The sequence below is a fragment of the Streptomyces sp. NPDC039424 genome (assembly GCF_055639495.1).
In genome coordinates this window covers 444,891-455,211 of sequence record NZ_JBVKAI010000005.1, presented here as the reverse complement: position 1 = coordinate 455,211, position 10,321 = coordinate 444,891, and the positions used below count along the sequence as shown (strand labels likewise).

9 protein-coding genes and 1 pseudogene are annotated in these 10,321 nt (G+C 70.9%); 4 read left to right on the top strand and 6 right to left on the bottom strand.

The window, feature by feature from the left end:
- Positions 1-10: 10 nt before the first annotated feature.
- On the bottom strand, positions 11-157 hold the full coding sequence (locus ACZ7L0_RS16460; protein WP_471243137.1) for a hypothetical protein: 147 nt from the start codon (positions 155-157) through the stop codon (positions 11-13).
- 146 nt (positions 158-303) lie between these two features.
- On the opposite strand from ACZ7L0_RS16460, the gene ACZ7L0_RS16455 reads away from it, so the two are divergent.
- Positions 304-1,350 carry a helix-turn-helix transcriptional regulator gene (locus ACZ7L0_RS16455; RefSeq protein WP_471243136.1) on the top strand — a complete coding sequence of 349 codons (1,047 nt, stop codon included), beginning with the start codon at positions 304-306 and terminating at the stop codon, positions 1,348-1,350.
- A gap of 195 nt (positions 1,351-1,545) precedes the next feature.
- Here ACZ7L0_RS16455 and clpB read toward each other — a convergent pair whose 3' ends face one another.
- Positions 1,546-4,143 carry an ATP-dependent chaperone ClpB gene (gene clpB, locus ACZ7L0_RS16450; RefSeq protein ID WP_471243135.1) on the bottom strand — a complete coding sequence of 866 codons (2,598 nt, stop codon included), beginning with the start codon at positions 4,141-4,143 and terminating at the stop codon, positions 1,546-1,548.
- Positions 4,144-4,297: 154 nt separating this feature from the next.
- On the opposite strand from clpB, the gene ACZ7L0_RS16445 reads away from it, so the two are divergent.
- Positions 4,298-4,711, top strand: a complete 414-nt coding sequence (locus tag ACZ7L0_RS16445) for a pyridoxamine 5'-phosphate oxidase family protein (RefSeq protein ID WP_471243134.1) — start codon at positions 4,298-4,300, stop codon at positions 4,709-4,711.
- A gap of 148 nt (positions 4,712-4,859) precedes the next feature.
- Here the strand turns inward: ACZ7L0_RS16445 and ACZ7L0_RS16440 are convergent, their stop codons facing one another.
- Both ACZ7L0_RS16440 and ACZ7L0_RS16435 read right to left on the bottom strand, forming a co-directional pair.
- The gene (locus ACZ7L0_RS16440; RefSeq protein ID WP_471243230.1) at positions 4,860-5,156 is read right to left on the bottom strand and encodes a (2Fe-2S)-binding protein; all 297 of its coding nucleotides are present in this window, start codon (positions 5,154-5,156) and stop codon (positions 4,860-4,862) included.
- A 40-nt stretch (positions 5,157-5,196) separates the two neighbouring features.
- A complete protein-coding gene (locus tag ACZ7L0_RS16435; RefSeq protein WP_471243133.1) occupies positions 5,197-5,406 on the bottom strand; it encodes a hypothetical protein in 210 nt (69 codons plus the stop codon).
- A gap of 104 nt (positions 5,407-5,510) precedes the next feature.
- Here ACZ7L0_RS16435 and ACZ7L0_RS16430 point away from each other — a divergent pair, with 104 nt between their 5' ends.
- Both ACZ7L0_RS16430 and ACZ7L0_RS16425 read left to right on the top strand, forming a co-directional pair.
- Positions 5,511-6,548 carry a helix-turn-helix transcriptional regulator gene (locus ACZ7L0_RS16430; protein WP_471243132.1) on the top strand — a complete coding sequence of 346 codons (1,038 nt, stop codon included), beginning with the start codon at positions 5,511-5,513 and terminating at the stop codon, positions 6,546-6,548.
- Between the two features lie 44 nt (positions 6,549-6,592).
- Positions 6,593-7,436, top strand: a pseudogene (locus tag ACZ7L0_RS16425) (helix-turn-helix transcriptional regulator).
- Here the strand turns inward: ACZ7L0_RS16425 and ACZ7L0_RS16420 are convergent.
- Both ACZ7L0_RS16420 and ACZ7L0_RS16415 read right to left on the bottom strand, forming a co-directional pair.
- Positions 7,402-8,460, bottom strand: coding sequence for a helix-turn-helix transcriptional regulator (locus ACZ7L0_RS16420; RefSeq protein ID WP_471243131.1), 1,059 nt, complete (start codon positions 8,458-8,460; stop codon positions 7,402-7,404). The pseudogene ACZ7L0_RS16425 and the gene ACZ7L0_RS16420 sit on opposite strands and share 35 nt — an antisense overlap.
- A 346-nt stretch (positions 8,461-8,806) precedes the next feature.
- The gene (locus tag ACZ7L0_RS16415) at positions 8,807-10,249 is read right to left on the bottom strand and encodes a hypothetical protein (protein WP_471243130.1); all 1,443 of its coding nucleotides are present in this window, start codon (positions 10,247-10,249) and stop codon (positions 8,807-8,809) included.
- Positions 10,250-10,321: the final 72 nt, after the last annotated feature.

The window sequence follows — 10,321 nt, the reverse complement described above, 5'->3', positions numbered from 1 at the left end:
GGTCGGGCGGCTAACTCCAGCCGCTGTCGGCCGGTGCGGGCGTTTCGGCCACCACGGCGGTCCGCGCGGTCTCCGGCTGCTGTGCGGCGACCGTGTGCGCGCCGCCGGTGAGCCCGGCCACGACCAGAAGAACGAAAGCGGAGAATCTGGACTTCATTCTGGAAAACACCCCCGGATTGAGACTCTCTGTGCAGGACCGACCGCACGGACGGTCGTTTCACGATGTTGTAATCCCGCCGCCGTGGCCGTCCAGGGAGCCCAGCGCGCATGATGATGCGAACAGGAAACTGCAGGGGGGAAGAAATGGACAAAATCCTCGATAGCGACCCTTCCCTGCTCCTTCAGCAGCTGGCGCCGGACCATATACGGCTTTATCGCTGGGGAGCGACCCAGGCCTTTTTCACCACGGAAGAGGCCGCCCAAGCACTGGACATCACCGAAGCGGCGGCGAGATCGGCGATAGACGCACTGGAGGAATTCCATCTGCTCGATCAGGCCCATGGCTCGGAAAACCTCCAGGGGCTTTACAACTACGGTCCGTCATGGCGCACCATCCATCCGCACATGGCCGCCGCCCACATGGCCAGCGCGGAATCCAAGCTGCGCCGGCGCCTATTCGAACTGAACGCGCGGCGGGACTCCCTGAGCGCGCTCGCCTCGGCGTACGCGACCGGGCCGCGGGAGCGGACCGAGGCCTCCGACGCCGTCGAGGTGGTGGACTCGCTCAGCGACGTGATCACACTGATCGAGCAGGCCAGCGCCGAGTGCGAGCACGAGATGATCACCTGTCAGCCCGGTGGCGGCCGTCCGACCGAGGAGCTGGAGCAGGCGGTCGCCCGGGACACCGCGCTACTGGCCCGGGGCGTGCGGATGCGCACGCTCTACCAGCACTCGGCGCGGCACCACGCGCCCACCCAGGCCTACGCCGAGCGGATCGCCCCCGCGGGGGCGGAAGTGCGCACGATGACCGAGCTGTTCGGGCGCCTGATCGCCTTCGACCGCAGGATCGCCTTCGTCCCGCACCACCAGCGCCGGGGCGGGGCGGTGGTGCTGCGCTCCCCCGCCGCCGTGGCGTTCCTGTGCGGCGCCTTCGACCGCGCCTGGGACCTCGCCGTACCGTTCGGCGAGCCGGAGCGCGCCCCGGTCGCCGTCGACGATCTGCGCCAGGGCATCCTGCGGCTGCTCAGCACCGGCCACAAGGACGAGGTGATCGCCCGCCGTCTGGGCATCTCGCTGCGCACCTGCCGCAAGCACATAGCGGACCTCTTCCAGGAACTGCACGCCGAGAGCCGTTTCCAGGCGGGCTATCTCGCGGCCACCCGGGAGTTACTGCGGGACACCCGGCGGTAGCGGCAGCGGGCATGATGCGGTCATGCGCATACGGAGAGAGGTGCGGTGGCTGCTGTGGGCCCTGTGGTGGGCCTGCCTGGTGTTCGCGGTGTGGTTCTTCGTGATGGTGTACATCGTCTACACCACTGACACCTGACCCGGCCGCCGGAGAACGGCGGCCGGGTCAGGTGCCTGCTGCAGCCGGGCGGGTGCCCGCTACAGCGTCTTGCCCGTCGCCGGGCCCACGATCAGCCCGTCGCCGAAGGCGTCCACGCGGACCGTGTCGCCGTCCTTGACCTCGCCGGCCAGGATCTCCTTGGCCAGGCGGTCGCCGATGGCGGTCTGGACGAGGCGGCGCAGCGGACGGGCGCCGTACGCCGGGTCGTTGCCCTCGTCGGCGAGCCAGGCCAGCGCCTCGGGGGTGACCTCCAGGTTGAGCCGCCGCTCGGCCAGGCGCCGGGCGAGCCGGTCGATCTGGAGCTTCGCGATACGGGCCAGCTCCTGCTTGTCGAGCGCGGAGAAGACCACCAGGTCGTCGAGCCGGTTGAGGAACTCCGGCTTGAAGGAGGTCCGTACCGTCTCCAGTACCTGCTCCTTCTTCTCCGCCTCGCCGAGCACCGGGTCGACCAGGTACTGGCTGCCCAGGTTGGAGGTGAGTACGAGGATCGTGTTGCGGAAGTCGACCGTGCGGCCCTGGCCGTCCGTCAGGCGGCCGTCGTCCAGTACCTGCAGAAGGATGTCGAAGACCTCGGGGTGGGCCTTCTCCACCTCGTCGAGCAGGATCACGCTGTACGGGCGGCGGCGCACCGCCTCCGTCAGCTGGCCGCCCTCCTCGTAGCCGACGTAGCCGGGAGGCGCGCCGACCAGCCGGGCCACGCTGTGCTTCTCGCTGTACTCCGACATGTCGATACGGACCATGGCCCGCTCGTCGTCGAAGAGGAACTCCGCGAGCGCCTTGGCCAGTTCGGTCTTGCCGACACCGGTCGGGCCGAGGAAGAGGAAGGACCCGGTGGGCCGGTCGGGGTCGGCGATCCCGGCGCGGCTGCGGCGCACGGCGTCGGAGACCGCCCGGACCGCCTCGGCCTGTCCGATGAGCCGCCTGCCGATCTCGTCCTCCATGCGCAGCAGTTTCTGCGTCTCGCCCTCCAGCAGACGGCCGGCCGGGATGCCGGTCCAGGAGGCGACGACGTCGGCGATGTCGTCGGCGCCGACCTCGTCCTTGACCATGGTGTCCTGGGCGACCTCCTCCTCGGCCGCGGAGGCGGCCTCCAGCTCCTTCTCCACGGCCGGGATCTCGCCGTACAGCAGCTTGGAGGCGGAGTCGAAGTCGCCGTCGCGCTGGGCGCGTTCGGCCTGCCCGCGCAGGTCGTCGAGGCGTTCCTTCAGCTCACCGACCCGGTTGAGGGACTGCTTCTCCTTCTCCCAGCGGGCGGTGAGGCCGCGCAGCTCCTCCTCCTTGTCGGCGAGGTCGCGGCGCAGCTTCTCCAGGCGCTCGCGGGAGGCCGGGTCGGTCTCCTTCTCCAGCGCCAGCTCCTCCATCTTCAGCCGGTCGACGGCACGCTGGAGTTCGTCGATCTCGACGGGCGAGGAGTCGATCTCCATTCGGAGGCGCGAGGCGGACTCGTCGACGAGGTCGATGGCCTTGTCGGGCAGGAAGCGGGAGGTGATGTACCGGTCGGAGAGGGTGGCCGCCGCGACCAGCGCGCTGTCCGCGATCTGCACCTTGTGGTGGGCCTCGTACCGGCCCTTGAGACCGCGCAGGATCGCGATGGTGTCCTCGACGGTCGGCTCGGCGACCAGCACCTGCTGGAAGCGCCGCTCCAGCGCCGGGTCCTTCTCGATCCGCTCGCGGTACTCGTCCAGGGTGGTGGCGCCGACCATGCGCAGCTCACCGCGCGCCAGCATGGGCTTGAGCATGTTGCCGGCGTCCATGGCGGAGTCGCCGCCGGCGCCCGCGCCCACGACGGTGTGCAGCTCGTCGATGAAGGTGATGATCTGCCCGTCGGAGTCCTTGATCTCGGCGAGGACGGTCTTCAGCCGCTCCTCGAACTCACCCCGGTACTTGGCGCCCGCGACCATCGCGCCCAGGTCGAGCGCGACCAGCCGCTTGTTCTTCAGCGACTCGGGCACGTCGCCCTTGACGATCCGCTGGGCGAGGCCCTCCACGACGGCGGTCTTGCCGACACCCGGTTCACCGATGAGCACGGGGTTGTTCTTGGTCCGGCGGCTGAGCACCTGCACGACCCGGCGGATCTCCTGGTCCCGCCCGATGACCGGGTCGAGCTTGCCGTCGCGCGCGGCGGCGGTGAAGTCGGTGCCGAACTTCTCCAGGGCCTTGTACTGGCCCTCGGGGTCCGCGGTGGTCACGCGTCGCCCTCCCCTCGCCTTCTGGAAGGCCTCCTGCAGCTTCTTGGCGGTGGCGCCCTGACGCGACAGCACCTCGCCGGCCGCGCCGCCCTTGGCGGCGATGCCGATGAGCAGGTGCTCGGTGGAGAGGTACTCGTCGCCGAGGTCCTTGGCCCGCTCGGTCGCGTCCGCGATCACGGCGAGCAGCTCACGGTTGGGCTGCGGCGGCGCGACGGTGGAACCGGTCACGCTGGGCAGTCCGGAGAGTACGCGCTCGGCACCGGAGCGCACGGCCGCCTGGTCGGCGTCGACCGCGGCGAGCAGGTCGGTGATGTTCTCGTTCTCCTGCCCCTGGAGCAGCGCGAGCAGCAGGTGGGCAGGGGTGAGGTCCGGGTGCCCCTCGGTCACGGCCCGGTTGCTGGCCGCGTTGATCGCGTCCCGGCTCCTGTTGGTCAGCTCGGCGTCCACGTATCCGTTCTCCTCCTCGGCGTCGGCTCGTCGGCCGCGTCTCCCACGGTGTCTCCCACTGCTGACTTAACCAACGTACACAAAGTTGAGTCTATTCCACTCAAGGTTTCGCTCAAGGTGGAGCCGGGAGGCCGTTCGGGTAACTTCCGGTCCCATGAGCAAGTACTCCGTGGATCCGAGTGCCCCGGACGAGCCGTATCTCCTCTTCTGGCGGGAACGGCACATATGCACGCTGACGACCCTGCGCCCGGACGGCAGCCCGCACGTCGTGCCCGTCGGAGTGACATACGACCCCGGGGCGCGGCTGGCTCGGGTGATCACGAACAAGATGAGCGCGAAGGCGGCCCATGTGCTGGCCGCCGGGCCGGACGGGGCCCAGGTCGCGGTGTGCCAGGTGGACGGCCGCCGCTGGGCGACGCTGGAGGGGCGCGCGTACGTCCGCACCGAGCCGGACCGGGTCGCGGAGGCGGAGCGGCGCTACGCCGAGCGCTATGAGCGGGCCCCGTCACCGAACCCGTCACGCGTGGTGATCGAGATCGAGGTGGAGCGGGCCCTGGGGCGGGGTTGAGCCGGTTTCGGCCACGGTGAGGCGCCGCCGAAACCGCTCGTACGGGGAAATGTCCGCCAAAACTGCAGCGGGGTCACCGTGTTCAGGTCACGGTGACGCCGCTGCGGGGGGAAGCACCTGAGCGATCTTTTACGACGGGGGAATCGCGTCAGGCACTGCGGGGGGTGGCCGAGATGGTCCTCACATCCGAGACGTCCGGCTCTGCCAGCCGGTGGTCTCGCTGGTCCAGGTTCACAAAGATCATTCCGTACCGGATGGCACATCGCACGGGCTGTGGCGCCCCTCGGGGCTTTCGCAGGCACCGGTACGCCCGCACGTCCTCGTCCTCGTCCCGCGTGACGACGACCGGCTCACCGAAGACGGTCACCATCAGCGAGTCACCGCTGTGGGGGATGGCGGTGACCAGGTCGATGAAGTGCCAGCCGGAGCGATAGGCGGTGGCCATCTCGCGGCGGAACGAACGGTCGTCGGGCGGAGTCGTCACGTCAGCTCCCGGCTCCGCCTGCCGCTGCGCCGGTGTTCACGGCCACCAGGGGCCACTCGGTGATCGCCTGGACCTGGGTCTTCCCGGCCGACGGCCACTCGGTGATCGCCTGGGCACCGCTCTTCGTACCGGAGACGCCGCTCAGCACCCCCAGGCCCACCAGGGCGGAAAAGGCGGCGACGACCGCCGAGCGAAGCAGTCTGTTACGCATAGTCGGCTTCATCCTCACTTGAAGGTCCCCTTTTCCCCCGTCAGGTACGACGATGGCTCATTCGGGCACGTGGTGGCCACACAATCAGTGCATCATGTTCCTGCATGTTCAGGACCCTGGGGGGTGGAGATTTGACAACAAATCAGGCGAAAGGGACACATCCTCATGCGGTGACCGCGCTGTGCGAGGACGGAAGCCGCCTTTACGCCACCGCTCTGCGCACCGGCCGTGTCGCCCGCGCCGACGCGGAAACCGCCCCCTGCCTGACCGAACTCGCCCTGCTCCACCCGGATCCCGACGATCCCACCTGGCTGCGCCCGGTGCCGCCGGCGGTCGCCCTGGCCCGGCGGCTCAATCCGATCGAACGCGAGATCACCGAGCGCAGGCGGCTGTCGATCGAACTCTCCCAGATCTTCGAGCCGTTCATGGCGCTCAGCACCGAGGAGAACACCTCCAGCGACTCCATCACCGTCCTGGAGGGCGGCGAGCGGATCAACGCGGCGCTCAACCTGGCCACGTCCCAGTGCCAGACGGAACTCGTCACGGTCCAGCCCACCGACCGCATCCCCGAGAACAGCCTCCTGCGAGGGCTGGAGCGGGACCGGCCCCTTATCGAACGTGGTGTGAAGGTCCGGAGCCTGTATCAGCACACGGCCCGCTACAACCCGGAGAAGCTGGCCTACGCGGCCCAGCTGTCCGAGGGCAAGGTCGAGTACCGCACCATCGACGAGCTGGTCGAGCGCCTGATCATCTGCGACGGCGCCGTCGCCTTCATCCCGGCCCGCGACGACCAGGGGATCGCCCTGGAGCTGCGCCATCCCGGCCTGGTCCGCTACCTCATGAAGGTCTTCGAGTACCTGTGGGACCGGGCCGTCCCGATGAGCGCCGGCGGCCCCTACGAGGCCGACTCCGACGGCATCACCGAGATCCAGCACTCCATCGCCAAGCTCCTGGTGGAGGGCCACGTCGATGAGGCCATCGCCCGCCGCCTCGGCATGAACGTACGCACCTGCCGCGCCCACATCGCCAAGCTGGCCCAGGCCCTGGGCAGCGGCAGCCGCGCCCAGCTCGGCTATCTCATCGCCCACTCCGGGATCCTCGACCAGGACACCTCGGCGGCCGCGCACCGCGCCCGCGGCTGACCGGGCCGCCCGGCTCGCATTCCCGACCAGGAGGGAGCCCGGCAGTGACCCCGGCGCCGCACCCGGAGCACAGCCCGGAGGAGCTGTGCTCCGCGGGAACGGAGCTGTACGCCCAGGCCCTGCGCGACGGCCGGGTGAGCACGGCGCAGGCACAGGCGGCCCCCTGTCTGCTGGAGTTCGGCCTGCTGCAGCCCGCCCTCACCGACCTGAGCCGGCTGGAGCCGGTCCCCCCCCCGGCCCTGGCCCTGCACCAGCTGCTGCGGGCCGGCGCGGAGCGCATCGCCGACGAACGGCGGCGCGAGGCACGGCTGGCGAAGACCTTCGAGCCGTTGCTGCGGGCCGGCGCCCTCCCGGACGCCGGGACCGCGCCGATCCGGGTCGTCAGCGGGCTCGGCCGGATCAACGAGGCCATCTCCGTCGCCATGACGGACGCCTCCGAGGAACTCCTCGCCATCCAGCCGCACACCAGCCACACCCACACCGCCCCCGAGATCAACGCCCGCGCCCTCGACGAGGTGACCGATCGGCTCCTCGTCCTCGACCGCGCGGTCGCCTTCGTCCCGGCGAGCGAGGACCGCACCCTCGCCCTGGAGATCCGTCACCCGGCCCTGGTGGACTATCTGGTGACGGTCTTCGACCGGTTCCGGCACCTGGCCACCCCCATGCACCCGCAGGCCGTGCACCGCCCGTCCCTGGGCGGCGTCAGCCCGCGCCAGCGCCGCCCTCCTCGTCGAGGGCCGCACCGACGCCGTCATCGCCGACCGCCTCGGCATGAACGTCCGCACCGCCCGCGTCCACGTCGCCAAGCTCGCCGCCACCCTCGGCAGCGAGAGCCGCGCCCAGCTCGGCTACCTCATCGCACGGTCGGGGATTCTTGACCGGGAATGACGACCGCGTCCCGGCGCGGGGCCGCCTCCGCCGTGCGCGGCGGGCCGTCCAGACCCACCTGGGCGATCCGCACGCCCAGTTGGGTACGGCTGGCCGCCCCCAGCGTCTCCGACAGCCGGGCGATGTGCGCCCGGCAGGTACGGACGCTGATGCCCAGACGCTCGGCGATCACCGCGTCCTGGTGGCCCTCCGCCAGCAGCGCCGCGATGGACTGCTCACGGTGCGAGATGCCCTCGATGCCGGTGTCGGGCAGCGGCGCGGTCAGCGGTATCGCCAGCCGCCACAGCCGCTCGAAGACCGTCACCAGGTATTCGACCAGCGCGGGGTGGCGCAGCTCCAGCGCCATCGTGCGGTCGGCGTTGGCGGGGATGAAGGCCACCGTGCGGTCGAAGAGGATCAGCCGGTCGATGACCTCGTCGAGGGTGCGGGCCTCGACCGCGTCACCCATCAGCTCCAGGTAGTTCAGCAGCCCCTGCCCGTGCCGGGCCACGTGCGTGTACAGGTCGCGCATGCGCACGCCCCGGCCGCGCAGCGCCAGCGCCCGGTGCAGGCCCTCGGTGAGCTCGGCCTCCCGCCGGATGCCGCCGGGCTGCACCGTGAGCACCTCGGTGGTGCACGCCTCGGTCGCCTCGTCCATCGCGGCCTGGATCCGGGACAGCCCGTCCAGGACGCGAATGGCGGTGCCCTCCGCCGAGGCCGACGCGGAGGCCTGCAGCTGCCGGCCCAGACCGGCGTACCACTCGAAGGCGGCCACCGCCGACCCCACCCGCCGCTGGCTCTCCCTGACCTCGTCGTGCACCCCGCGCAGCAGCCGGGTCATGACCTCCTGCGGGGAGGTCGGCACCAGCCAGTCCATGTCGTCCGGATCCGGGTGCAGCAGCGCCAGTTCCAGCAGGCAGGGCACCGGCTCGGCGTCCGTACGGGGCACGCGGCCGCGCCGTACGGCCCGGGAATACACGCGATCCCCGGCCCCGCACAGTCGGTCGGCACCGTGTGGATGCTCCTCCGCCCCGTGCCCGGCCATCGCCCATTCCACCCCCGGTTTGCTGCCACTTCCGCAGCGCAACTATGCGCGGCCCCGACGTGGTCCGCAACACGGCTCTCCGCGCCATGGCCGCCGCAAACCGCCGGTATGGCCCGCTATCGTCCGGCCTCCGCCCGTCGCACTGCAACAAGCTGACGGTGGTGGCCGGAACACCACGGGTGCATCGTTGTGCCCGGGCACCCGGTCCGGCCCCGGCCGGGCTCCCCCCGTTCGGCCGGGGCCGCCGCATCGCGCCACCCCCGTGGGCGCGATGCGGCGGCCCACCCTCGCGGATGAACGCCCGGCACCGCGCCGCCTTGACCGGGACCCACCCGGGGACGCCCCCTCAGGACTCCGGACGGAACACGAAGAAGCCGGACTCCGTGGCGAGGTAGCCGTATCCCGTCGCGGTGTCCACGAAGGGCAGAGCGCTCTCCGGGAGGTCCTTGGCGAGGACCTTGCGGGTACGTGACTGGACCGCGAGGCCGGCGTCGGAGCCGCCGTCGCCGTCCGTGTCGACCAGGCCGTACAGGACCGAGCCGTCGGCGGTGAAGCGGACCGGGTCCAGGGCGTTCTCGCCCTCCTTCTGGGACCACAGGCGCTTGCCGTCGGACGTCTGCCAGACCTCGGTGCCGTCGAAGCGCTCGAACTCCCCCGAGTCCTCGGCGGCCAGGTCGCCGGAAGGCGCGAAAACGACGTTCTCCGTGGCCCGGTAGGAGCCCGTCAGCGCGCCGCTCTTCAGGTCGTACCAGGCGTGGATCCAGGGGCTGGAGGAGCTGATGCCGAGGCCGGCCTTCCAGGCTACGAGAGCCTTGCCGTCGGCGATCCGCAGCACGCGCACCGCCTCGGACTTCGGCGCGCCCTCGTCGTCCTTCTCCACCCCGTCGGGCACCTGGGCGTCGGCGGTGCTCCACACCTGCTTGCCGGTGGCGAGGTCGCTGAGGGTGACCTGCTCGCGGTCGTTCTGGAGGTTGCTCGCGTTCTCGAAGCCCGCGTAGTAGCCGCCGCTGACCACCGGGGCGTGCGTGGCGAAGCCGGAGACCGTGCCGTCCTCCGCGGCGAACTTGCATTCAGCCTGGTTGCCGGTGCAGGTGACCGTGCGGGCGGTGCCCCCGTCGACGGGGGTGAGGCGCAGGGTGTTGCCGGCCTTCTCGACGCGGTAGCCGTCGACGACGCTGCCCGTCTCGTACGGCGAGGACTTGCCCAGCTCGGCGCCCTCGGCGTCGTACAGCGTGGCGGAGGTCGTCGTCTTCGCCTCCGTCAGGCCGTCGGACTCGCTGGTCGAGGAGGTGGCGACCGCGACCGCCGGGGCGCCGTCGTGCCAGGTCGCCGCCTCGACCGAGCCGGCCTTCACCTTCAGGCTCTTGCGCAGCGCACCGGTTTTGGCGTCCCGGAACTCCAGGGTCACCGTCTCGGGCTCCTCGCTCGCGGAGAACAGCACGGTGTTCTCCTCCCGGTCGCCCTCGCCGGAGACCTCGGCGTCGGCGACGTACCGGCCCTGCGCGTCCTTGGCGAACAGCAGGGTCGTACCGAGGTCGAGGACTCCGGGGGCGGAACCCCCGCCGGCGGACAGGCTCCACGCCGCCTTCCGGGCGAAGCCGGGCAGCGCGGGCCCTCGGTAGGCCGGCCCCTTCTCGGCCGCGCCCGCGGTCGACTCCGGGCCTCCCGCCTTCGCGGGCCCACCGGACCCGTCCTCGGAGTCCCCTCCGCCGCAACCGGTCAGCAGCGCCAGCGACAGAGTCAACCCGGTGACCGCGCCGCGCGTACGCAGCCGTATACCGCCGTTCAACGGACCACACCTTCCCCCGTGTTCATGACATGACGGGGAGTGATCCTAGGCCACCGGGCGATCATGGAGCGA